19 protein-coding genes are annotated in these 26320 nt (G+C 33.1%); 11 read left to right on the forward strand and 8 right to left on the reverse strand.

The window, feature by feature from the left end; genetic code table 11:
- The first annotated feature begins 5 nt into the window (after positions 1-5).
- Positions 6-1004, forward strand: coding sequence for a D-lactate dehydrogenase (locus AB1J10_RS09250; RefSeq protein WP_046206718.1), 999 nt, complete (start codon positions 6-8; stop codon positions 1002-1004).
- Positions 1005-1072: 68 nt separating this feature from the next.
- Here AB1J10_RS09250 and copZ read toward each other — a convergent pair whose 3' ends face one another.
- The 3 genes from copZ to AB1J10_RS09265 all read right to left on the reverse strand — a co-directional run bounded on the left by copZ (position 1073) and on the right by AB1J10_RS09265 (position 5351).
- Complete coding sequence (gene copZ / locus AB1J10_RS09255; protein ID WP_046206719.1) at positions 1073-1279, reverse strand: copper chaperone CopZ; 207 nt, start codon at positions 1277-1279, stop codon at positions 1073-1075.
- 56 nt (positions 1280-1335) lie between these two features.
- Complete coding sequence (locus AB1J10_RS09260; RefSeq protein ID WP_107365372.1) at positions 1336-3720, reverse strand: heavy metal translocating P-type ATPase; 2385 nt, start codon at positions 3718-3720, stop codon at positions 1336-1338.
- A gap of 176 nt (positions 3721-3896) precedes the next feature.
- Positions 3897-5351 (reverse strand): SulP family inorganic anion transporter, encoded by a 1455-nt coding sequence (locus AB1J10_RS09265; protein ID WP_107365373.1) that lies wholly within the window; start codon positions 5349-5351, stop codon positions 3897-3899.
- Positions 5352-5586: 235 nt separating this feature from the next.
- On the opposite strand from AB1J10_RS09265, the gene AB1J10_RS09270 reads away from it, so the two are divergent.
- The 3 genes from AB1J10_RS09270 to AB1J10_RS09280 all read left to right on the forward strand — a co-directional run bounded on the left by AB1J10_RS09270 (position 5587) and on the right by AB1J10_RS09280 (position 9267).
- Complete coding sequence (locus AB1J10_RS09270) at positions 5587-6348, forward strand: ABC transporter ATP-binding protein (RefSeq protein WP_046206722.1); 762 nt, start codon at positions 5587-5589, stop codon at positions 6346-6348.
- Positions 6338-8224, forward strand: coding sequence for an FtsX-like permease family protein (locus AB1J10_RS09275; protein WP_107365374.1), 1887 nt, complete (start codon positions 6338-6340; stop codon positions 8222-8224). Before AB1J10_RS09270 ends, AB1J10_RS09275 begins: the two co-directional genes overlap by 11 nt.
- Positions 8225-8397: 173 nt before the next feature.
- Positions 8398-9267: an SDR family oxidoreductase gene (locus AB1J10_RS09280; RefSeq protein WP_046206724.1), complete on the forward strand. Its 870-nt coding sequence runs from the start codon at positions 8398-8400 to the stop codon at positions 9265-9267.
- 486 nt (positions 9268-9753) lie between these two features.
- Here AB1J10_RS09280 and AB1J10_RS09285 read toward each other — a convergent pair whose 3' ends face one another.
- Together AB1J10_RS09285 and AB1J10_RS09290 are read right to left on the reverse strand one after the other, a co-directional pair.
- Entirely contained in the window at positions 9754-9960 is a 207-nt protein-coding gene (locus tag AB1J10_RS09285) for a hypothetical protein (protein ID WP_019469992.1), read from the reverse strand.
- A 151-nt stretch (positions 9961-10111) separates the two neighbouring features.
- Positions 10112-11533, reverse strand: a complete 1422-nt coding sequence (locus AB1J10_RS09290) for an SLC13 family permease (RefSeq protein WP_064209234.1) — start codon at positions 11531-11533, stop codon at positions 10112-10114.
- A 152-nt stretch (positions 11534-11685) separates the two neighbouring features.
- Here AB1J10_RS09290 and AB1J10_RS09295 point away from each other — a divergent pair, with 152 nt between their 5' ends.
- From AB1J10_RS09295 to AB1J10_RS09305, 3 genes are all read left to right on the forward strand, one after another.
- Positions 11686-12882, forward strand: coding sequence for a DUF819 family protein (locus tag AB1J10_RS09295; protein WP_064209235.1), 1197 nt, complete (start codon positions 11686-11688; stop codon positions 12880-12882).
- 83 nt (positions 12883-12965) lie between these two features.
- Entirely contained in the window at positions 12966-13538 is a 573-nt protein-coding gene (locus AB1J10_RS09300; RefSeq protein WP_107365375.1) for a sugar O-acetyltransferase, read from the forward strand.
- 377 nt (positions 13539-13915) lie between these two features.
- Positions 13916-14932 carry a PTS sugar transporter subunit IIC gene (locus AB1J10_RS09305; RefSeq protein WP_064209237.1) on the forward strand — a complete coding sequence of 339 codons (1017 nt, stop codon included), beginning with the start codon at positions 13916-13918 and terminating at the stop codon, positions 14930-14932.
- Positions 14933-15122: 190 nt separating this feature from the next.
- On the opposite strand, the gene AB1J10_RS09310 is transcribed toward AB1J10_RS09305, so the two are convergent.
- Positions 15123-15908 (reverse strand): putative hydro-lyase, encoded by a 786-nt coding sequence (locus AB1J10_RS09310; protein ID WP_070658003.1) that lies wholly within the window; start codon positions 15906-15908, stop codon positions 15123-15125.
- A gap of 224 nt (positions 15909-16132) precedes the next feature.
- The gene (locus AB1J10_RS09315) at positions 16133-17824 is read right to left on the reverse strand and encodes a BCCT family transporter (RefSeq protein ID WP_107365376.1); all 1692 of its coding nucleotides are present in this window, start codon (positions 17822-17824) and stop codon (positions 16133-16135) included.
- Positions 17825-17996: 172 nt separating this feature from the next.
- Here AB1J10_RS09315 and AB1J10_RS09320 point away from each other — a divergent pair, with 172 nt between their 5' ends.
- Both AB1J10_RS09320 and pruA read left to right on the forward strand, forming a co-directional pair.
- Positions 17997-18434 carry a DUF4064 domain-containing protein gene (locus AB1J10_RS09320; RefSeq protein ID WP_046206732.1) on the forward strand — a complete coding sequence of 146 codons (438 nt, stop codon included), beginning with the start codon at positions 17997-17999 and terminating at the stop codon, positions 18432-18434.
- 336 nt (positions 18435-18770) lie between these two features.
- Positions 18771-20315, forward strand: a complete 1545-nt coding sequence (gene pruA, locus AB1J10_RS09325; RefSeq protein ID WP_046206733.1) for an L-glutamate gamma-semialdehyde dehydrogenase — start codon at positions 18771-18773, stop codon at positions 20313-20315.
- Between the two features lie 108 nt (positions 20316-20423).
- On the opposite strand, the gene AB1J10_RS09330 is transcribed toward pruA, so the two are convergent.
- Complete coding sequence (locus AB1J10_RS09330) at positions 20424-20978, reverse strand: TetR/AcrR family transcriptional regulator (RefSeq protein WP_107365377.1); 555 nt, start codon at positions 20976-20978, stop codon at positions 20424-20426.
- 148 nt (positions 20979-21126) lie between these two features.
- On the opposite strand from AB1J10_RS09330, the gene AB1J10_RS09335 reads away from it, so the two are divergent.
- Both AB1J10_RS09335 and aryK read left to right on the forward strand, forming a co-directional pair.
- Positions 21127-23664, forward strand: a complete 2538-nt coding sequence (locus AB1J10_RS09335; protein WP_107365378.1) for an MMPL family transporter — start codon at positions 21127-21129, stop codon at positions 23662-23664.
- A 356-nt stretch (positions 23665-24020) separates the two neighbouring features.
- A complete protein-coding gene (gene aryK / locus AB1J10_RS09340) occupies positions 24021-26303 on the forward strand; it encodes a transcriptional regulator AryK (RefSeq protein WP_107391247.1) in 2283 nt (760 codons plus the stop codon).
- Positions 26304-26320: the final 17 nt, after the last annotated feature.

The following is a 26320-nucleotide window of genomic DNA, read 5'->3' on the forward strand; positions in this document are numbered from 1 at the left end:
GATTAATGAAAAGCATTAAACTTTTTGGTGTCAGAGAAGAAGATATCCCTTTTATTAATGAATGGTCAGAAAAAAATCAGGTTTTAGTAGATTTAGATAGTGACATTTTATCTTTGGAAACGGTAGATCGTGTCAAAGGTTTTGATGGGGTGTCATTGTCACAACAAATTGAATTAGATGAAACAGTATATAAAAAATTACATGATTATGGCATTAAGCAAATTGCTCAGAGAAGTGCTGGATTTGATAGTTACAATCTTGAGTTAGCTAAGCAATATGAACTAGTTATAACCAACGTACCTTCATATTCTCCAAATTCAATCGCTGAATATACCGTATCCCAAGCATTAAATTTAATTAGAAATTTTAATGATATACAAAATAAAACTGCAACATATGATTTTAGATGGCAACCAAGTATTTTGTCACGTTCTATAAAAGATTTAAAAGTTGCAGTTATTGGTACAGGTCGTATTGGTTCCATTGTTGGTAAAATTTTTGCAGAAGGTTTTGGTTCAGAAGTAGTAGCATATGATATTGAACCTCAAATTTCATGCGAAGCGTATTTGACATATCAGGAAAGCATGAGTGAAGCAATTAAAGACGCAGATATTGTCACTGTACATATCCCAGCGACAAAGGATAATACATATTTGTTTAATGAGACAGTATTTACAGAAATGAAAACTGGTGCCGTATTTATTAATTGTGCGCGCGGTACGATTGTTGATACAAAAGCGCTTATAGATGCATTGAATAGTGGGAAATTAAAAGGAGCAGCATTAGACACTTATGAAGGTGAGAAAGGCTTATTCCCAAGTGATCAACGCAATACACAATTGGATGATGCAGTATTAGTTGAATTGATAGAGCGACAAGATGTCATTCTATCTCCACATATTGCTTTTTATACAGATGCAGCTGTGAAAAATCTTATTGTGGATGCGCTAGATGCAACATTAGAGGTAATATATACAGGGGATAGTAAACTTCGCGTTAATTAAATAGGTAATATAAAAACAGGGCTAAGACGTTTGATTTCGTCTCAGCCCTTATTTTATAAATGTACAGGTTATTTAGCATCATAGCCTTGATCTTCGATAGCATCTTTCATGCTTGTCATTGTAACTTTATTGTCGTCAAAATTGACTTCAACATTACCAGCCTCAAGGTTTACATCAGCTGTTGATACGCCATTTAGATTCGTCAGCGCAGATTCTACTGCATGCTTACAATGATCGCAGCTCATGCCATCAACTTTAATTGTTTCTGTTGCCATAAGAATCACCTCCTTAAATTAAGGATATTTATTATTAGTATTATTACAAAATTGAGTTATAATTTCATTCGTTTTAATCTAAGCGAATTGGTTACTACACTTACGGAGCTTAATGCCATAGCTGCGCCAGCTACCCATGGTGCAAGTAAACCTAAAGCGGCAATAGGGATACCGGCAACGTTATAGCCGAACGCCCAAAATAAGTTTTGTCTGATATTGCTTATCGTTGAATTACTAGCTTTGATTGCTTTAGGAATTAATAATAATTCTCCGCCTAAAATAGTGACATCCGCTGCTTCTATTGCTACTTCTGTACCTGTACCAATAGCAATACCAATATCGGCTTGAACTAATGCTGGTGCGTCATTAACGCCATCTCCAACCATAGCAACAATTTTATTATTATCTTGTAGTTCAGCGATTTTTGAAGCTTTTTCTTCTGGTAATACTTCTGAAATTACAGCGTCTATACCTACTTGTTTAGCAATCGCTTGTGCTGTTCGTGCATTATCTCCTGTAAGCATTGTTACGGAAATACCTAATTCGTGTAGTTGTTGTATTGCTTCCTCGGCAGAGTCTTTGACTGTATCAGCGACTGCAATCACACCTTGCAGTGTTTGATTAATAGCAATGAGCATAGCCGTTTTACCTTCGTATTCATATTTAACTAAATTATCTTCATACATTGAAACATCTATATGCGCATCTTTCATGAATTTACGTGTGCCAACAAATACGTCTTGGTTATGAATCATTGCTTGAATACCGTGTCCAGGTACGGCTTCAAAAGCAGATGTTTCTAATAAGTCGATGTTTTTTTCATTTGCATAATTGACGATTGCTTCAGCTAATGGGTGTTCAGAATCTTTTTCCGCGCTAGCTAATAGTTGTAGGGTTTCATTATTACCCTCAAAATCAGTCACAATTGGTTTACCGTTTGTGATTGTTCCTGTTTTATCTAGAACAACTGTATCGACTTGGTGTGTACGTTCTATGTGCTCGCCGCCTTTAAATAAAATACCATTTTCAGCAGCCTTACCAGTACCCACCATAATTGAAGTGGGTGTTGCGAGGCCCAATGCACATGGGCAAGCGATCACTAATACAGCGATTGCTGCTACAAGCGCAGGTTCAAATTGGCCCGTTTGAACAAAAGCAATCCAAATGATAAATGTGAGTATAGCAATGCCTACGACAATAGGAACAAAGTAACCAGAAATCGTATCAGCTAAACGTTGTATAGGCGCTTTTGAACCTTGAGCGTCTTCAACTACTTTAATAATAGAAGATAAAGCAGTGTCTTTTCCTACTTTTGTTGCTTCTATTGTAATCGTACCGTTTTTATTCATTGTTGATCCTATCACATTATCGTTTAATGTTTTTTCAACAGGGATAGATTCACCGGTTAACATAGATTCATCTATCGCAGTCATACCTTTAATTATTTGACCATCAACTGGTATTTTTTCTCCTGGTTTTACTTGTATATAATCTCCCACAACAACTTCACTGAGTGGCACCATCTGTGTTTTACCATTTCTGATTATACGTGCTTCTTTGGCTTGTAAGCTTAACAATTCACTTAAAGCATTGGTAGTTTGTGTTTTGGCACGACTTTCTAAATATTTACCAAATAAGATAAGTGTTATTAATACGGCACTCGTTTCAAAATACAAATGAGGTGTATCATTTGTATTGCTCAACCATTTTATCATTTCATAAATACTGTAAAAGAATGCTGCGCTCGTACCTAAAGCAACTAATACGTCCATATTGGCTGAGCCATTTCGTAGATTTTTATAAGCGCCTACATAAAATTGCCAACCAATTATAAATTGAACAGGTGTAGCTAATATGAATTGAAACCAGGGATTCATTAAGAAACTCGGTAATGGTAGTCCGAATAAATGGACAAACATCGTCAATAATAAAGGTAAAGAAAGGATGGCTGAAATGATTAATTTGTTTCGTTTCCCTTTTAATTCTTGAGCTTTGCGTGAATTCTTTTCTGAAGGAGCTGCTTTGGTTTTTGCATCATAGCCGATGTTTTGTATTTTCTTTATCAATTCATCTATAGATGTCACTTCTGGATTATAATTTATCGTTGCATTTTCGGTTGTGAGATTGACGTTGGCTTGTTCAACACCGTCAGTGCGATTAAGAACTTTTTCAATACGATTTGAACATGCAGCGCAAGTCATACCGATGACATCTAAATCAGCTTTTTCAGTGACAACATCATAACCTGTATCTTTAATTTTTTGAGTTAAAGCATCGATTGAAGTATGATCTGAATTATATTCAATCGTTGCTTTCTCGGTTGTGACATTGACATTTGCTGTGACATCTTCCATTTTATTTAAATTCTTTTCGATACGGTTTGCACACGCGGCACAAGTCATGCCCGTAATGCCTAGTGTCGTTTTTTTGTTGTTACTCATCTCAGTGACTGCCTCCTTTTGTTTTATAGATTTATAACGAAACGCTATTTGTATGTCATCTGTTAAATTTAATATACCCCCTATAGGTATAAAAGTCAATGTGTTTGTTTGAAACAAAATAAGCTAACATCAGTATGTATGTAACAAGTGATGTTAGCTTATGATTTAAATCAAAGTTATATTAGATGTTGCTGCTGATTGACTTTGCTGAGTTCAGAAACAATTTTACGGCTGTCTTTATTAAGATGTTTTACATAAATCATATTATTTTTCTTTTTATAATTTTCTATTAAAGTATCTATTGCATTGACAGCTGAATCATCCCATAGATGTGCTTGGCTAAAATCGAGATAAATTGTTTGATCTCTTATTTCTAAATCTAATTGATTCATTAAAGAATCGATAGAGACAAAGAAAATTTGTCCTTTAACTTTATAATAGACGTGATGATTTTGTTCCTCATATTGGACAGAAACATTGGATATCTTTGTAGCAAAACATAATGCACTGATGATAACACCAACAATGACGCCAAGCGCTAGATTACTTGTGAACAAAACGATAACGACCGTTAATATCATCACAAATGCATCAGAACGTGGGGCTTTTTGAATAAATTTAAATGATCCCCAGTTAAATGTACCTACCGAAACCATCACCATGATGCCTGCTAAAATTGGCATTGGAATTTCAACAACCCAGTCACCAAAGACCATAATTAAGATAATTAAAAATACACCCGCTGTAAATGTGGAAAGTCGTGTGGTTGCACCTGAGCGCACATTAATAACCGACTGTCCAATCATAGCACAACCTCCCATTGCACCGAAAAAGCCTGTGATAAAGTTTGCGATACCTTGTCCACGAGCTTCTTGATTCTTGTTGCTATAACTATCGGTTGCCTGATCGACGATGCGTGAGGTTAATAAGCTTTCTACAAGACCTACGATTGCCATTGATATGGCATAGGGAAATATAATTTTAAAAGTCTCCATATTAAATGGTACATTTGGGATTATTAATTGCGGTAAGCTTTTTTTAATTTCGCCTAAATCTCCAACCGTTTTAACGTCTGCCCCGGTAACTAAATATGCGATTGTTAATACGACGATAGCAATTAATGGTGCAGGTATACGATTGAACACACGAGGTAATAAATAAATGATTAATAGTGTGATAATGACAAATAAGTATGTAGGCATGGAGATACCAAAGATATGTTTAAGTTGTGTCATAAATATCATTATAGCTAATGCGTTCACAAACCCAATCATTACAGAATTTGGAATAAATTTCATAAGTCTACCTATTTTTAACAACCCAAAGATGATTTGAATGATTCCCATTAAAATGGTGGCAGCAAGTAAATATTGAATACCATGATCTCGAACTAATGGCACAATAACTAAAGCAACAGCACCAGTAGCAGCTGATATCATTGCGGGTCTACCCCCAACTAATGAAATGACAACAGCGATGATAAACGAGGCATATAATCCAACCATTGGATCTACACCTGCAATGATAGAGAATGAGATTGCTTCAGGAATTAACGCAAGTGCTACAACAATACCTGCTAATATATTTGTACCTGGTGCAGTGAACCATTCTTTCTTTAATTTATTTAGCATAAACTGTGCTCCTTTATTAAAAGTCAATTTTAATAGTATAGCACATAGCATAAAAAAAGTTTATAGTACTTTATGACAAAAAAATTTTAAAAAATATAATTTATTACGAAATAAACATGTGACAGTTTTGTAATTTGAAAATATGTATTTGTTAGTAAAATCAAACGAGAAAATAAAGTGAATTCGCTATGATACAAATATAAATAAAAGTAAAGTGATTGAAGGAGTGTAACACATGTCTATTCTTAAAGTAGAAGGATTAACTAAAAATTATGGTAATAAACATAGAAAACAAGAAGTACTCAAAGGCATAGATTTTGCAATAGAAAAAGGTGAATTTGTGACGATTATGGGGCCATCAGGCTCTGGAAAAACGACATTGCTTAATGTGATTAGTTCCATAGATTATATAACGAGTGGTACTGTTGAAATTAATGGTCATCAAATTAATAAAATGAGTAATAAAGCATTAGCAGACTTTCGTAAAAAAGAAATAGGTTTTATTTTCCAAAATTATAGTGTGCTTAATACATTAACTGTTAAAGAAAATATAATGTTACCACTATCTATTCAAAAATTATCTAAACAAGAAAAAGAGCAAAATTATAACGAAGTCACGCAAGCATTAGGTATTAGTCAACTGGGCCATAAATATCCAAATGAGATATCTGGAGGACAACAACAACGTACTGCTGCGGCAAGGGCTTCAGTACACAAACCTGCTATTATTTTTGCAGATGAACCAACGGGTGCCTTAGATTCAAAAAGTGCACAAGACTTACTAAACCGTTTGGAAGAGTTAAATCAAAAGACGAATGCTACCATCGTAATGGTCACTCACGACCCCGTTGCAGCTAGTTATTCAAATCGTGTCATTATGCTAAAAGATGGTGATATACATTCAGAAATATATCAAGGTGAGGATAGTAATCAAGCATTTTATAAAAACATCATTCACATGCAAACTGCCTTAGGTGGTGTGGCAAATGAATTTTAATCAAATCGTTATCAAGAATTTAAGGAAAAACGTTAGACATTATGCCATGTATTTATTTTCCTTAATTGTCAGTATCGTTTTATATTTTAGTTTTGTAACTTTAAAATATACAAATAGTATTAATAATGAGCAATCATTAAAGACAATTCAAAAAGGTTCAGAAATTGGCGCAGTATTTTTATTCTTTATAATTGTTATATTTTTAATGTATGCAAACCAACTATTTATTAAGCGTAGAACGCGTGAATTTGCGCTGTATCAATTGATTGGTTTAACAAGAAACAACATCATGAGAATGTTAGTCATTGAGCAAGCGATGATGCTTTTATTAACTGGCGTTATCGGCATGATTATCGGCATATTTGGTTCGAAATTGCTGCTGATGATCGTGCTCAAAATATTAGACATCAATATGAGCGTATCGTTATCGTTCCAATTGCCAGCAGTCATACAAACATTGATGCTTATTATGGTGTCATTTGTACTCATACTCATACAAAGCTTTATCTTTTTACGTAAGCGTAGTATTTTAATGATGATGAATGACAATGCACGCACAGAAGCAACCAAATCTCAAATCACTGTGATCGAAGTGATCTTCGGTGTGTTAGGTATTGTGATGATTGGTGTAGGATATTATATCTCAACAGAAATGTTTGGTAAGTTTCTCAATATGGTTATCTATTCACCATTTATCATTTTATTTTTAACGGTGTTAGGGGCATATTTATTTTTCCGTAGTTCCGTTTCGCTTATATTTAAAACGTTAAAACGTTCAAAAAAAGGCAATGTGTCAATCACTGACGTTGTGTTTACATCATCTATCATGCACAGAATGAAGAAAAATGCATTATCATTAACAATCATTGCAACTATTTCAGCGGTAACCGTAACGGTATTATGTTTTGGTGCAATTAGTAAATCAACGATGGATGAAAATACAAAGTTAATGGCACCTCATGACTTAAATTTTAAAGATAGTAAACAAGCAAAACAATTTGAAAGTAAATTACAAAAAGCACACATTGAAGTAAAGAAAGACTATAAAGAAGTGACACGTGGCGATATATTAAATGATCAAGTATTTCAAAAATCAAATATGGGTAATATGAAAACCTTGTTTGTTACGAGCAATCAATACTTTAATGATAAAGCAGTTTCTGGAAATAAAGCTAAATTGATTAACTTAGCAGCTGGTTCTGGAATAGTAAAATATGATTTAAATAAAGAGATTCAGTTAAAAAATAGTCATACGGAAACATTCAAGGTGATTGGCGACAGTAATAAAGCGACATTTATGAGCGAAGTAAGTTATGGTGGTCCAGTATTATTAGTCAGCTCGGATAAATATGAGCAAATCAAGCAAGAAGGTAAAGAAACGAATAAACAATACGGTTATGATTTGAAACATCATACAGATTTGACAAAAGCAACGAAAATTGCACAATCTATTGAACCGAGTATCCAATCACAAGGTATGATAAAACAAGAAATGAATGAAAGTGTCGGCATTTTATTATTTGTCACTTCATTTTTAGGTTTGGCATTTTTAGTGGCAGCAGGATGTATTATTTATATTAAACAAATGGATGAGACTGAAGATGAAATCCCGAACTTTCGCATTTTAAGAAAAATTGGTTATACTCATCAGGATATGTTGAAAGGACTAGGGTTAAAAGTAATTTTCAACTTTGGCTTACCTTTAGTTGTGTCACTGATGCATGCTTACTTTGCAGCAAAAGCTTTTATGGGGATTTATAATGCGACAAGTATGACACCAGTTTATGTTGTCATGATAGTATATTCAATTGTGTATTGTATATTTGCAATTATGTCTTTTATACATTCAAGCCGAATTGTAAAACATTCAATTTAAAAAATAAAACATTCTATTAATAAGCTTAAATAAAATGCTGTGAATGAAGTTATAAACATATAACATGATTCACAGCATTTTTAGTTTATGTATCGGGTTTTTTTAATATGTTTGTCGTTGTCTATTCGTGGTATGTAGTACACGACACAATGATTACACATGGGGGTATAATGATGAATTTATTAGAATTTCATAAGCAAATTAAAGGTTATACACAAAACAAACAACCAGGTATTCAAAAAGAGATGAATCCACAGCCTATAACAGAGATGGAAGGTTATAAAAGCGGTGGCAAATTAACGGGCAAGGTTGCTCTGATTACTGGCGGTGATTCTGGCATTGGGTGTTCTGTAGCGATGCTATTTGCAAGAGAAGGTGCAAATGTTGCTATTGGCTATTATGATGAACATGAAGATGCTCAAAAAGTAGTGGATGATTTGAAAGGAATAGGTGTAAAAGCTAAAGCCTATGCACATGATTTAAAGGTAGTGTCAGACGCTCAAGCATTAATTGATAAAGTGGTTAAAGACTTTGGAGGTTTAAACATTTTAGTAAATAATGGTGGCGTTCAATTTCCACAGGATAGTTTTCAAGAAATTACGCCAGAGCAAGTGAAAGAAACGTTTGAAACTAATATTTTTGGCATGATGTTTTTATCTCAAGCAGCAGCGCCACATTTAGCAGACGGTGATGCCATTATCAATACTACAAGTGTAACAGCATATAGAGGATCAGCGCATCTTATTGATTATTCAGCAACCAAAGGGGCAATTGTAGCGTTTACAAGATCTTTAGCGACAAGTTTGATAGAACGGGGCGTACGTGTAAATGCTGTTGCACCTGGTCCGATATATACACCTTTAATACCTGCTACATTTTCAGAAGAAAAAGTAGCACATCAAGGTGGAGAAACGCCAATGGGGCGTCGAGGACAACCCGCAGAACTAGCACCGTCGTATGTATTTTTAGCGTCTTATGCAGATAGTTCTTACATTACAGGACAAGTCATTCATGTAAATGGCGGTGATTATATTACTTCTTAAGTATAGTGTGTAGCTTGATTATTATGGACTAACGAAATAACAACTTACTGCAACTTTGATAGTAAAACTTACTCTATAAAATTAGTAATGAATGTAGGGTGTGTCTTGTTTTAAAGTTAATTGAAATATTTGATTTAGCATTATCATTTTGTAGCCCTTAAGGGGATAGACTTTGATAATACCTTCTATATTAAGTAGTAGTAAAAAACACTTTCATATCAATTCATGCAAAAGCATGAATTGAACGAAAGTGTTTTGTTATATTTTATAGCAATTGTAAAATCCTTTGAAAGATGAAAGTACTTTTGTAATGTTTGTAAAGTTTTCTAAAGTTGAGCGTGTATTGTTAATATGATATTTAACATAGAAATGTTAATGATCTAGTTTTGAATTGAGAGATGCTAGGTTGCATGTACATCTATATCTAAAAAGTATGTTAATCATTTATAACTAAGGCGTCAAGTTTGATGCATACGTTTTAAAATGCTAAAAGAAATCTGAAGGAATGAAATCATCGACATTGATATTTTTTAAAGAGTCAAAGTTAACATTTTCAATATTTTGTAGTATTTCTCCTTCTTTAAATTGTTGATAATAATTTGTAGTTTCTGCTACGATATCGTGATCTTGAAATGTTTTTACGACACCTAAGATTAAGAGGACTGCTATTGCACCTTTGATGATTGTTTTCATAAGTAATGACTCCTTTTAATGATAATACATATATTATAAATGAAAATTTAGTCTGTGACATGCGTCCAGAGTATTTACATACTATCGTACCTTAGTTGTATACGACGTGCTTATGAAAATATATGGTTATCAATTCTAATTAAAGTTTCAATTAGAGACCAAAAGCAATTGGTAACCAGAAATAAGCAAATAGTGATATGACAATAATGGTGAATATATTTAATATAAAACCAGCTTTTACCATATCTTTCATTTCTAATTCATCAGAACTAAATACCGCTGCATTTGGTGGTGTTGAAATGGGCAACATGAAAGCACATGTTGATGATACTGCTACAATACCCATAATTATGAAAGGGTCTTGGCTGATAGCTGCAGCAAATCCAATACTGATTGGCATTAACATATTTGATACGGCTGTATTAGACATCACTTCGGTAAGGAATAAAATGCCAGTCGTAAGCACGATAACAATTAAAATGAGTGGCAACGGTTTTACAACGCCTAGCATACCCCCAAACCACTTTGTTAAACCAGAGTCTTCAAAAGCAGCAGCTAACGAAAGACCGCCACCAAACAATAGTAATATACCCCAAGGGAGTTTGCTCATATCATCCCAAACAAGTAAACCACCTTTGTGGGATTTAGCTGGAATTAAAAATAAAAGCACTGCACCTATCATTGCAATAACTGTATCTGATAAGTGGAGAGAAGATGGAAGCAGGCTACCACAAATCCATAATATACTGACAAATAGAAATACAATACCTGTTAATTTTTCTTCTAGACTCATAGGTCCTAAATCACGTAATGATTTTTTAGCAAAATCAGAAGATATTTGATCTGCATCTTCAATTTTAAAGAGCCATTTTGTCATTAACAAATATAATATGATAAGTAATATAATTGTTAATGGTAATGCAAAAATCATCCATTGTGCAAAAGAAACTGTTCTATTTAAGCTTGAAGAAGCGATTGCAGCAAAAACTGCATTTGGCACTGAGCCAATTAATGTTGCGAGACCACCTATAGAAGCGGAATAAGCGACCGTAAGTAATAAAGCTTTACTGAACTTATGTGCTGACTCAGGCTTTAAAAATTGTGCGTTTTGGATTTCATGTATTAAAGCCAATGCAATCGGTAACATCATTAAGGCTGTTGCAGCATTTGAAATCCACATCGATATAAATGCCGTTGCAATCATGGTACCTAAAATAATCCTATTGCTATTAGAACCCATCATAGCGATAATCGTCATAGCGATACGTTTATGTAAGTTCCATTTTTCAATTGCCAAGGCAATAATGAAGCCCCCCATATACATAAAGACGATCGGATCAGCATAAGCACTTGCAGCTACTTGTTCGTCTGTGCCTCCACTTAAAGGTAGTAGAATAAGTGGTATGAGTGAAGTAGCCGGAATAGGAATCGCTTCTGTAATCCACCACGTGGCGACAAAAAGTGTTACAGCAAGTACGGCCCTAGGAGCGTCATCTAGCCCAGTAATCTCAGGAATAAAATAAAAAGTAAGAAAAAGCAACGGTCCTAGTATCAAACCAATTTTTTGTTTCATAAAAATCCCCCTTGTTTGTACCCTTGCATTAGTAAGAATATCAAGTTGGAAAAGTAATGACAATTTATTTTTCAGAAAATTGTAAAAAAACAACTGTTTTATTGTTAGAATAAATTTAATCTTATGCATGCAAAATAAAGGGGAGTGATTTTATGGTTTTGGGTACACTAGTAGGAAAAGATGATACATGGGTATTATGGGCGATTATTATAGTTTGGGCCACAATAAGTATCTTTTTAGAACAACGATATCAATGGGCAAGTACGATTTCAGGAGCGATTATTGCATTGGTAGGAGCGATGTTACTTTCTAACTTTAAAGTTATCCCAACGAGTGCACCAGTTTATGATACCGTGTGGGATTATATTGTTCCTTTATCTATACCGTTGCTACTTTTTAGTTCAAATATATTAAAAATTTGGAAAGAAAGTCGGCGATTGTTATTTATTTTTTTAATTGCGTCAATAGGGACCATGATAGGGACAACTGTAGCTTTTATTATATTAAATCATTCAGTGCCTTATTTATCAAAAATAGGGGCGATGATGACTGGAAGTTACATTGGTGGGGGTGTGAATTTTGCGGCATTAAGTTCCAAATTAAAAACGCCTGGAGAAATGGTTTCATCCACAGTTGTTGCAGATAATAGTGTCATGGCATTATATTTTCTGTTATTAATTGCTATACCATCCATTCCGTTTATTAAAAAACACTTTAAAACACATTATCATAGTGATCATACACCGGCAACACAACAATCATTTTGGCAACCAAAAAAAATTCAATTATTAGATATCGCATTTTCAATCGCTGCAGCAATAGCAATCGTTGCAATCAGTTTTAAACTTTCTGAATTAATACAACATGTTGTACCTCAAAGTAATTTGCTCTTAACTATACTTGTGTCATTTTTTGGGGATTTCTATCTCTTACTTACAACTTTAACACTTGTCATCGTTGCAATTTGGGGAGACTTCTTTGAAAAATTAGCAGGTGCCTCTGAAATTGGAACATTCTTAATTTATATTTTCTTTGTTGTCATAGGTACACCAGCCTCGTTTGTTACGATTGTAAAAACGGCACCGTTGTTATTTATTTTTGTTATGATAATTTTAATATTTAACTTGGGTTTGAGCTTGTTGTTAGGAAAATTATTGAAATTCAACATTGAAGAGATATTACTTGCAAGTAATGCAACTGCTGGAGGTCCTACTACTGCAGCTGCATTAGCTATTGGTAAAGGTTGGACTGATTTAGTCGGACCTATATTAATTGTAGGTACATTAGGTTATGTGATTGGCAATTATGCAGGTACATTAATGTATCAATGGTTATCTTATATTGCATAGTGGTAAGACAATTATTTAGAAATATCATGACGCGATGATATAGTTAATCTGGTGAATTATTATAGATGAGTGAGGGATGTAATATGAGGGAAAAAGAAAAAATGTTAGCTGGACAATGGTATGACGCAAATTACGATGAAAATTTGAATAAAGAAAGAAATATAGCTAAAGACTTATGCTTTGAATTAAATCAAACGAAACCTAGCAATAAAGCAAAGCGTCAAACTATTTTGAAGGCATTGTTACATGCTGAACCAAATAATTTGGAATTATTAAGTCCATTTTATGTCGATTATGGTTATAACCTTTTTTTAGGTGAACAGGTGTTTATCAATCATGATTGTTATTTTATGGATGGTGGTAAAATTTTTGTGGGCAATCATGTGTTTATTGGACCAAAATGTGGATTTTACACTGCGATACATCCATTAGCATATCAAGATAGAAATCAAGGATTGGAACAAGCGTTACCGATAAAAATAGGAGATAACGTATGGATTGGCGCAAATGTCATAGTCTTACCTGGAGTAACAATAGGTAATGGCTCTGTAATTGGTGCGGGAAGTGTTGTATCTAAGGATATTCCTGAGAATGTAGTTGCAGTTGGTTCTCCGGCAAAACCAATAAAAACGATTGAAAACAACGCATCGACATGATGATATTAAATATTGAACTTTTTCGATAAGAGTTAGTGACATGATTCAACGTTTGCAACGGATCATGTTACGACTCTTTTTTATTTTTTAATAGGATAAATAAAATATTATTGCGTGAAATTTTAAAATAAATTAAATTTGTTTTAAAAAATGTTCCGCGGAGCTTAATTAGAAATTAATAAAATTGTTCGGAATATAATAAAAAATTATGTTAGAATATATAAATATGGAAATTGAAAAGTTTATATTTTGTGATTTTCAAATATTTTAATATTTATTTTTTGCAAGTAGCTTTGCCATCCATATTTAGAAAGGATTGAACGATTTATTGCACAAATTTATTGTGTGAGCAGTTCAAAGAAAGAGGAGAATGATTCATGGATATTTTAATAGGGACCTTGTTTTTAATCGTTGTACTAGTGTTATTTACATTATTTACATATCGTGCCCCTAATGGCATGCGTGCAATGGGAGCATTAGCTAATGCAGCGATAGCAACATTTTTAGTGGAAGCTTTTCATAAGTATGTTGGTGGAGATCTGTTTGGTATTAAATTTTTAGGAGATCTTGGTGATGCTGCTGGTGGACTTGGCGGTGTGGCAGCTGCAGGTTTGGTAGCTTTAGCAATCGGGGTTTCGCCTGTGTATGCTTTAGTGATTGCAGCAGCTTGTGGCGGTTTAGATTTAATACCAGGATTTGTTGCTGGTTATGCAATTGGTTATTTAATGAAGTTTGCAGAACATAAAGTGCCGGACGGCGTAGATTTAATAGTGGGTATTTTGATTATAGCGCCACTAGCAAGATTAGTAGCTACTGTAATTACGCCATTAGTAAATAATTCATTATTGAAAATTGGGGATATTATTCAAAGTTCCACAGAAATTAACCCGATTATTATGGGTCTTATACTTGGTGGCGTCATTACAGTTGTTGGAACGGCACCATTAAGTTCCATGGCATTGACTGCGTTATTAGGTTTAACTGGGATGCCAATGGCAATTGCAGCCATGGTTTCATTTGCATCATCTTTCATTAACGGTACGATGTTTAATAAACTTAAACTAGGAGATCGTAAATCTAGAATTGCAGTTTGTATTGAACCATTATCACAAGCAGATGTTGTGTCAGCCAATCCAGTACCCGTCTATACCGCTAACTTTATTGGTGGTGCTTTAGCAGGTGCGGTGATAGCATCATCAGGTATGATTAATGATGCGACAGGTACAGCTACCCCGCTCGCAGGTTTTCTTGTTATGTTCGGTTTCAATAACCCGATAAAAATAATTATTTATGGCGCCATTGTAGGTGTTATAGGTTTAATCGTAGGATATGTATGTTCAGTTTGGTTTAAAAATTATCCAGTCGTTTCGAAAGAAGAGATAGAAGCACGATAATGCTACGTTATAAGTAAATGATGTAAATGTTAATCTTAAAATAGTCAACCGTGTTTCATACTGATCATAAAAACCATTATAAAAATGAAAAGCAGCATATAGCAGCCATTTAGTATTTGTGGATGCTATCATGCTGCTTTTTAAATTTCCATCATTAAAATTAGTGTGTAAAAATGTGTATCATGTGAAATTAATCGCTTAACTGACTATCTGGGACGTCAGTGATAAACATATGTCCTGGTGCATGTGTAATCATCAATTCTGGTTTAGCATCTAACGCAACAGATTGAGGCGTAACACCACAGCCCCAAAATACTGGTACTTCATTTTCTTTAATCGTGACAGGTTCGCCAAAATCAGGATTTGTTATGTTTTCGATGCCAATTGTTGATGGATCTCCTATATGTATTGGCGTACCATGAACATTTTTAAAGTGTGTCGTAATTTCTGTTGCTTTTATAGCTTGTTGCATAGTCATCGGTCTCATACTAACAGTGATATTTCCTGAGAAATGGCCACTTGGTGCGGCTGGAATATTTGTTATATACATTGGAACATTATGTTCTTCTTCAATGTGACGTATTGGTAGACCCGCCTCCAACAAAGCATGCTCAAAAGTGAAGCTGCAGCCAATCAAAAAACTGACCATGTCATCATTAAATAAATGAGATATGTCAGTAGGAGATTCTACTAATTCGCCATAACGGTATACTTTATATTGTGCTACTTCATTTGTGATGTTAGCTTCTTTACCATAAGTAGGAAAAGAGGTTGAACCAATTTCTGAAACATCTAAAAGTGGGCATGTTTTTGGATTTCTGAAACAGAATTTTAAAAAATCATATGCATAAATAGAGGGTAATATAACTACATTAGCTTGGACATAACCTTTAGCCATTCCGCTTGTATGACCTGTAAGTTCATTTTTACTAATCATTTTTCTTAATATACTTGGGTGTTGGTTTTGTAAATTCATTAAGTGTTCATCCCCTTAAATTTAACGTCTTAGCTACATTTTAGCAAAAAGTAGCATATAAGTTGTATAAAATGTTCAGAATCTTTTGGAAAATATAAATAGACATCGTATTGAAATTAAAGTACATTTGGATTTCAATACGATGTCCGTTTGTGATATTTAATACTCAATTAAACAATGGTAATTTATTGGGTCAGCTGGATGAGTTTAAACAGTATGATAGATTAATCATCTTTGTTTTTGGTATCTTTATCATGGTTTTTGCCATTATCGTTATGATTACTTGGTTCATTTTCTTCTATCGGGGAATCCTCATCGGTTTCTAAATGATTTGTTTCGCGTTCTTCTAGTGGTATAGAATAATCTTTATCATCATTGATGTAGGTCATTTTAAAGTGTTCTGTTGGTTCTCTTCTCAATGCACGCATTAAAGAAAAAATCATGAGTAATAAAATAATTGAAAATGGTAGACCTGTTACAACTGAGGCAGTTTGTAAACTCGTTAAACCACCTGCAATTGTCATAGAAACAGATATAGCACCAATTAATATGCCCCAAATAATTTTATGTTTGATTTTAGGATTAGCAATACCACCAGTTGCCATACCCGCAACAATATGTGTAGTAGAATCAGCACTTGTAATGATAAATATAAAGATAAGTGCGATTGCTAATGCACTTGTGATGTCAGCGATAGGAAATTTGGATAATAATTCAAAAAGAGCAACAGTATAATCCTTGTCGACAATATTAGCGATATTGTCGTTACCATTCAATGCTATTTTAACAGCTGTACCACCAAATCCAGCTATCCAAGTAAATGAAATTAAAGGTGGGATAATTAATACACCAATAACAAATTCTCTAATCGTTCTACCGCGAGAGACACGAGCTACGAAACCACCAATAAATGGTGACCAAGATATAACCCATGCCCAATAGAAAACAGTCCATTGTTGTATCCAACTGTTATCGCCTGTATATGGGCTGATGCGTAAACTATATTCAATGAAATGACGTAGATAATCACCGATTGCTAATGTATAAGATTCTAAAATAAATTTAAAATCACCAAAAATAAACATGAAGATAAGTAATATTGCGCCTAAGCCAATATTGATATTACTTAACCATTTTACACCTCTATTTAAACCAGTAATCGCTGATGTTAAAAAAATACCTACCATTAAAATAGTGATTGATATTTTGGTAACATTATTGTTAGGAACGTTAAAGACATGTTGTAGCCCACCACTAATTTGCATAATACCTAAACCAATAGATGTGGCAATCCCCATTACTGTAGCTATAATGGCTAATACATCTATCACATTTCGATATGGTCGTTTATAAGATTCACCAAATACAGGTTCCATCGCCGTTGAAATGAGACCATCACGTTTTTTTCTAAATTGGAAGTACGCCACTGTTAAACCGGCAATTGCGAAGATAGACCATTGAGAAATACCCCAATGAAAAAAAGTATAGCCCATAGCAACACGCGCTGATTCTGATGAAGCGTCTGGCGTTTTTCCAGGAAATGGAGAATGTAAATAATGCGTTAATGGTTCTGCTACACCCCAAAATACAATGCCGACACCCAAACCTGCAGAAAAGAGCATCCCAATCCAAGACATCATAGAAAATTCAGGAGCTTCATTATCATCACCCAATTTAAAGCGACCATAACGTGAAATGGCTAACGCAATTAAAAATATATCTAAAATAAAAATAATTACTAAAAACAGCCATCCAAAACTATTTGCTATATAATCGTAGACTTGTTGTGCGTGATTACCAAAACTTTTAGGGAAAATACCTGCAATTAATGTTATAAGCACAATAATTGCAACAGATATCATATAAACAAGATTTCTATGTTTCTTCTTTCTGTCGTGTGCATTTTTGTCACTCATAATAGTGTTAAATCATCCCTTTGTTTTCATTTATATTAAGAAATTACCCTAATACAATGACACTATTCATTGAAAATGCTAGCGAATATTATAATATGGATGACGTTGCATGATTCATATTTTTGTGGGTATAGAACATATGAAAAATTATAAATTGCAAAGGAGGTTGCATATGAAACGTACTTTGGAAAAAGTACTAATTTGGCTAGGAATTTTCATACAATTTGTACTGATTTTTTTAATGGCTATTGCTGCACCATTTTTAAACGATCGGAGTTTTAAACGTTCCTTAATGGGTTCTTTTAAAAATCAAGATGCTATTAGCGATAATTTAACTCAAACAGAAACATCACAATTATTAGATAGTATTAGTCAATTATTTATCGTTGCTTTAGGCTTAGTTATTGTAACGACAATCTTAGCATTAATATTTGTTTTATTAATCAAGAAGATACCAAAAACTGCAGGTGTTGTATTTATATTACTTGCAATTGTCTGTGTGTTTACATTAAATATATTTACAGCATTGTTATGGCTAATTGCAGGCATCATACTGTTAGTTAAAAAACCACATAAACATAATAAAAGTCAAAAAGTACATAAAAATTAAATATTGTTTGTTGACTTGATAAATGTCATTATTCAACGATGGTTGAATTGAATGGACGTTGTAACAATTTTAATGTGACATTATACGAATTAAACACTTTCTTTAAGTTCATAAATGTAAAAAATTTAAAGATAGTGTTTTTGGAAGTCACTTGAACGATATAAATCAAGCGCAATACAGTTTTTAAAAGTAAAAGTTAGACATAAAATACGATTTATTTTTATAAAAGTTATTGTAAGCGATTGCATTTGTTGTGTGATACCTATACAATAAAAATAAGAATGGAATTTTTCCATTTTAGTTTTCTATTTACAAACTTACATGGGGGTAGAAAAAATGGTTGTCAACTATACAAATGAACCAGGCATTGACTTTACTGATAATAGCAATGTCGAATCATTCAAAGAAGCATTAAAGAAAGTTAAAGGTGAATTAAATCAAAAACTTCCGTTAGTGATTAATGGGGAGAAAATTTTTACTAAGGATACATTTCAGTCTATCAATCCTGCGAACACTTCTGAAGTTATTGCTGAAGTATCAAAAGCTACAACAAAAGAAGTAGATAAAGCTTTTGATGCAGCTAATGAAGCTTATAAATCTTGGAAACGTTGGACGCACAGAGATCGTGCTGAATTTTTAATTAGAGTTGCAGCTATTATTAGACGACGCAAAGAAGAAATATCAGCAGTGATGGTGTATGAAGCTGGTAAACCATGGGATGAAGCAGTTGGTGACGCAGCTGAAGGTATTGATTTTATCGAATATTATGCTAGATCAATGATGGAATTAGCAGACGGTAAACCAGTATTAGATAGAGAAGGCGAACACAATAAATATTTTTATAAACCAATTGGTACTGGGGTAACAATCCCACCATGGAACTTCCCATTTGCAATTATGGCGGGTACTACTTTAGCGCCAGTTGTTGCTGGTAATACAGTTCTTTTAAAACCTGCAGAAGATACCCCGTTAACAGCGTATAAGTTAATGGAAGTATTAGAAGAAGCAGGTTTACCAAAAGGTGTTGTGAATTTTGTACCTGGTGATCCAAAAGAAATTGGCGACTATCTTGTTGATAGTGTTCATACGCACTTTGTTACGTTTACAGGTTCACGCGCAACAGGTACACGAATCTTTGAAAGAGCTGCAAAAGTTCAAGAAGGACAACAATTTTTAAAACGTGTTATCGCTGAGATGGGCGGTAAAGATGCGATTGTTGTTGATAAAGAGATCGATACAGACTTGGCAGCAGAATCTATTGTTTCATCAGCGTTTGGCTTCTCAGGTCAAAAATGTTCTGCTTGTTCACGTGCGATCGTTCATCAAGATGTGTATGATGAAGTATTAGAAAAAGCAGTTAAACTTACACAAGATTTAACTTTAGGAAATACAGAAAATAACACTTCAATGGGACCAGTTATTAACCAAAAACAATTTGATAAAATTAAAAATTATATCGAAATTGGTAAAAAAGAAGGTAAGTTAGAACAAGGTGGCGGTACAGATGGTGCTACTGGTTACTTTGTTGAACCTACGATTTTCTCTGGTCTTAAATCAAGCGATCAAATCATGCAAGAAGAAATCTTTGGACCTGTTGTTGGTTTTGTAAAAGGAAAAGATTTTAATGAGTTATTAGAAATCGCTAATGACACAGATTATGGATTAACAGGTGCAGTTATTACTAATAATCGCGAAAACTGGATTGAAGCTGTTAAAGAATATGACGTTGGTAACTTATACCTAAATCGTGGTTGTACTGCAGCAGTCGTTGGCTACCATCCTTTCGGTGGCTTTAAAATGTCTGGTACAGATGCAAAAACAGGTAGCCCAGATTATCTATTACATTTCTTAGAACAAAAAGTTGTTTCAGAAATGTTTTAATTGTTAACAATCGGCTAGGATAACATATCTAGTAATATAAAGATTCTGGGATAAATCCCAGAAAAATAGCACTCAGATGATTTATTCAATTCATCTGAGTGCTTCTTTTTATTCATCATTAACTTGAATATTAATCATTTTATGAAAAAGTGCATCAATGGCTTCATACGACATATTACTATTATGTTCACGCATCCATTCCATAAAACCGTATAAAGTCGCACCGTAAACATAAAATACTAAATCTATTGGAACGCTTTGGTCAACCGTTATCCGATGTTCGTTTGCTTTAATATCATTTTGCAGTATACGGATAAAATGATTTTCAACTGTACGTTCAAATTCTTTATCGTCTTCTTGTTTATGCTTTATTTTACTAAAATCGTCAATGTGTGTGACGGATTGTTCCATGCTAGTAAAAGGGTTATTGATACGATCTTTAATATCTGTGGAAAAGTAATCTTTGGTTAAGAAGGTCATTAAATAAATAAGTAAATCGTATTTATCATAGAAATGCTTATAGAAGGTTGTACGATGAACTAACGCTTCATTGCAAATTTGATTAACAGAAATAGTTGAAAACGCATATTTTTCTAATAGTACATATAAGCTTTGAGATAATGCCCGTTTTGTTTTGATTACACGCAAATCTTTTTCATTCATTCTACAATTCTCCTAATCTGTAGTTTAAATATACGAAATTGGATATTTAGTTCTTTTTTAAATAGGGTAAATCATTATAAGATGTCAATAGAAATAATCTACAGTATATGTATAAACTATAACGTTGATTAATTAAGGAGGCAATAGTTTGGCGAAATTTTTATACAAATTAGGTTCATTTGTTGCAAAGCACAAATGGTGGAGTGTTGTTGCTTGGGTGATTATTCTTGCAGCAATTATTATACCGCTTACAATAAGTTCACCTAAGTTTGATAATGATATAACTATGAATGGATTACAGTCATTAGATACGAATGACAAAATAGAAGACGAATTTGGGCAAGACAGTGAGAAAGCTCAAATTAGAGCAGTCTTTAAAAGTGATTCAGATAATGGCATAGTGAAGCAAGATATGACTAAAGATATCAAAGATACATTGAAAGATATTAAAGATGATGATGGAGATATTAAAAATATCTCAGACCCTTATGACAATAAACAAATCAGTGAGGATAAATCGACAGCCATCGCAGATATTAATTATGATGTGTCTGCAACGTCATTAAAAGAAGATTCAAAAGATAAAGTGAAAGACCAAGTTGAAAAATTAGAAGATGAGCATAATGTACAAGTAGAACTGATGGGTACAGGTATGGAATCGACTGAAATTGGCGGTTCTTCTGAATTAATCGGAGTGATTGTCGCATTTGTTGTACTTCTAATTACGTTTGGATCGTTTATTGCAGCAGGTATGCCAATCATTAGTGCTTTACTTGGTTTAGGCACGGGTGTAGGTATCATATCGTTATTGACGTATGCATTTGATATTCCAAATGTTACTTTAACATTAGCGGTTATGATTGGTTTAGCAGTAGGTATCGATTATGCACTATTTATTTTATTTAGATATCGTCAAATTGTTAAAAGCGAACCAAATCATATTAAAGCAATAGGTTTAGCTGTAGGAACTGCAGGTAGTGCAGTCATCTTTGCAGGTGTTACAGTCATTATTGCTGTTTGTGGATTATCACTTGTTGGTATAGATTTCCTAGCCGTAATGGGCTTCGCTTCTGCAATTAGTGTATTTGTCGCAGTGATTAGTGCATTAACTTTATTACCAGCATTGATTAGTATTTTCCATAAGCAAATTCATCCTAAACAAACGAAAACTGAGTTTGAGGGAGATGTAGATACGAAATGGTCCAAATTTGTAGTTGGAAAACCACTTGCAGCAGTGCTTATTGGACTTATTATCTTAGTTGTAGCTGCTATACCGATTAATGATATGCGTTTAGGTATACCTGATGATGGTATGAAACCAGCGGATACAACTCAGAAAAAAGCATATGATATTGTATCTGATAAGTTTGGAGAAGGATATAATGGTCAAATTGCAATGCTTGTCAATGTGAAAGATCAAAATGATAATCCTGAAGCGTTGCAAAAAGACTTACAAAGCTTGAGCAAAGATATTAAAGATATGGATAATGTGAAAATGGTTGCACCGCCACAATTAAGCAAAAATAAAGATTATGCATTAGTAGCGGTAATTCCTGATAAAGGTCCAAATGCTAAATCTACCAATGATTTAGTTCATGATTTGAGAGATTATAATGATGATGCGAGAGACAAATATAATTTCAAAACTGAAGTATCTGGACAAAGTGTAATTAATATAGATATGTCGCAAAAACTAAATGAAGCTATCCCATTATTTGCTGGCGTAATCGTAGCATTAGCGTTCGTACTATTAATGGTTGTCTTCCGTTCTATCATTATTCCACTAAAAGCAGTTCTAGGTTTCGTCCTTTCTTTAGTGGCAACATTAGGCTTTACGACTTTAATAATGCAAGAAGGATTTATGTCTGAACTGTTTGGCGTAGATACAACGGGACCATTACTAGCTTTCTTACCGGTTATTACAATTGGCTTGCTCTTTGGTCTGGCTATGGATTACGAAGTATTTCTTATGTCTCGTATTCATGAAGAGTACAGTAAAACAGGTAATAATGAGCACGCGATTAAAGTAGGTATTAAAGAAAGTGGTCCAGTCGTTGTTGCGGCAGCACTTATTATGTTCAGTGTGTTTATTGCATTCGTCTTCCAAGATGATGTAATGATTAAATCTATGGGATTATCACTTGCATTTGGTATATTGTTTGATGCATTTATCGTACGTTTATTATTGATTCCTGCGTTGACACAATTATTTGGAAAAGCGTCTTGGTATATGCCTGCATGGTTAAATAGAATATTACCTCACGTAGATATTGAAGGGCATGCTTTACAAGGCGAGATGCCTGCATCTAATTATTCACGTATCAATCAGTCTGCTGGTAATGATAGTTATGATCGTACATTTAGCATTCGCAAACAACAAAACGCGTACAATGGAGAAACTAATACGATATCCGTAGATCAAAAAACAAAAAGGCTATATAACGAAATTGCACAACAAACAACACAACAGGCATTCTTATATGAAGCTTTAAAATCATATAAAGAAGATTTAACACAGTTGCAAAATAATAGTGATCAATCAACATCCTTCGCTACACACGTAGAGAATAAAAACGAAAGTACGCGTGGCCATGAAGATGATGAAATTGTTAAGCTATTAGCACAACAAAGTGAAAACATTCGACATTTAAATGAACTAATTGAAAAAACAATTAATAAAAAGTAAAAATTCCGGGAATTAACACTGTTCTCAGAAAAATACTAATCCGTTGTGTACGGATTAGTATTTTTTTATTTATAATATTCCTAGAGCTAAAGTTTTTTTAGAAGTCTGTTGGAGTATCGTTCGATTCTGTATCTACTTCACTTGAAGTGTTAAAGCATACCAGTTTAACACACTTTAACATCGTTTTAGCATATCCATAAATTAGCAAGATATATTAAGCACATAAATGACCGTCAACAAAATCAGAGACTTTATTTGAAGATAGGTAGATTTTTGTCCAATTAACGACAAATTAAAATCAAAATAGCAAATATGCACTTATTTTATTAAAATATATTTTAATAAAGAGGTGTGTTATGGAAAAATTTTATGATATCGAATTTAATCCAAGCAATAATTCAGTATTTAATTTTAATGATGGTGTACGTATCGTTCTCGTATTAAAAAATAAATTAAAATTTGTCAGTGGGACTAGTATTCATAAATTTCAAGCAGGTGATGTTTTTATTATCAATCATCGAGAGCGTTATCGACTGATTGAGGAGGATGACACTTTATATACCGCTATTCATTTGAAAGCATCGTATTTAAAACAATATATCAGTGATTATAATGATAAAGTATATATTTTAAATTCCCAGACATTGCAAAACGTCATTTATCAACAAATTCTGAATGTTGTGGCTAAGATAGGTGTCGTCTATATTCGAAAAGGTAAATTTTATAGATTATATATGGAACAACTGTTAATTGACTTAATGTTTATGATTGTAAGATATTTACCAGCTTATGAAAATATAAATCATGAACATCATGTCAATGATCATCGTCTAGCATTTGTATGTAAATATATTGAAAGAAATTTCACCAAACCAATCACATTAAGTGAAGTAGCTGAAAAGGTGCATTTAAGTCACACATATTTGTCTAAATTATTTACAAAACATATGGGTATCGGTTTCAATCACTATGTTAACCATATTAGAATTGAACATTGTAAAAATGACTTAATACAAACAGATGATGCTATCACTCAAATTGCTTTTAAAAATGGCTTTAGTAACTCTAATATGCTGTTGAAATATTTTAAATTAGACACAGCATTAACGCCTTCGCAATATAGAAAAAAATATCAGGTAGAAGATATAGTGAGCACCGCCGATAAACCCACTGAGTCAGAAAACTATCAAATGTATCTATACTATTTAAATTCTTATATACAACAAACGCTAGGTACTATGATCCAATCCCCCTATAATCAAAAAGTTATTGATATTACATTGAATTACGATCAAACACACGATTTATCAGATTATAACCATGTGATTCAAATTGGTAGTTTTGATACATTGCGCCTTCAAAGATACAGAAAACAACTGATAGAAGTTCAACAATTTTTAGGCTTGGATCATGTTTTGATTAATGATCCTATTTTAAAAGGCTACATTGATCATAAAGTTATTGAAAGTGATGAACTTATTCCTACTATGCATCCTTATATGAAAGTAGATGAATGCTTAAGTTTTTTATTTGAACATCACATAGGTTTAGGAATTGAAATTGATCCTCCAACATTACCATCCCAATTTGCGGAATATACAAAAGAATTAAGATTTTTATTAGAGCATATTTATAATACTGTGCCGAATAGACAACAATTCAAATTAGTCATTTACTTGAAGGGCAAAAAAGCCAATATGCTATTAAAAATAATAATGTTATTTAAGGAATACTTTGAACATACTCAGATTATACTTAATACGGATATCACTGATATTAATGAAGTGACAACTGCCCAACAAATCTTGGATAGTTCCAGTGAAAATGTTGATAGTATAGCGTTTAGCGCAAACCAAAATGATATTATTAATTTCAAATCAATTGAAAGTCAACAGTATGATTTAGCTAAAAGACATATCATAGAACAGTATAATAAGATCACTGAACGATTTAATATAAAAGGAAAAGATGTTTCAATTGTCCTACTTAATTGGAACACTTTAACAGGTAATACAAGCCTTACAAATGGTGAATATTTTAGAGCAGGTATCATATTTGAGCAATTGATTGATATGAATCATCAAATTAACGCAATTGGCTATTGGCTCAATCACGAATTACACCATCAATATAATTCAAATGAGGTTACTTCTGAATTAAATGGTATTGATTTATATCATCAGTTTGATGGAAAAAGACCTGCATTTTTTACAAGTATGTTTTTTAAAAAATTATTTAATCAAGTACTTTTTAAAAATGAAGACTGTATGGTTGTAGGACAGAGTGATCATTTTCAAATCGTAATATGGGATGCAGAACATTACAATCCATATTATATGACGAATGAACAAACAGATTATTTAAGTCATAAAGAGTATCAACTCAATATATTAAATGCTACTACTGGATCATATAAAATAAAACATTTAACACTAGATAAAAATAATGGTGCGCTTTATCAAGTTTGGCAACAGTACAATACACAACATGGTATGGATATAGAAACAATTAATTATGTGAATAGAATCTCTTACCCTAAATTAGATGTCAGTGAAGTTGATGTCGTAGATACGATATCTTACCATTTGAAATTACAAACCAACGCCATACAGATAATTGAATTTAAAAAATACTTTTAATTATATTTATAGAGAAA

The organism is Staphylococcus cohnii species complex 1663, assembly GCF_041008415.1.
Taxonomy (GTDB): Bacteria; Bacillota; Bacilli; order Staphylococcales; family Staphylococcaceae; genus Staphylococcus; species Staphylococcus ureilyticus.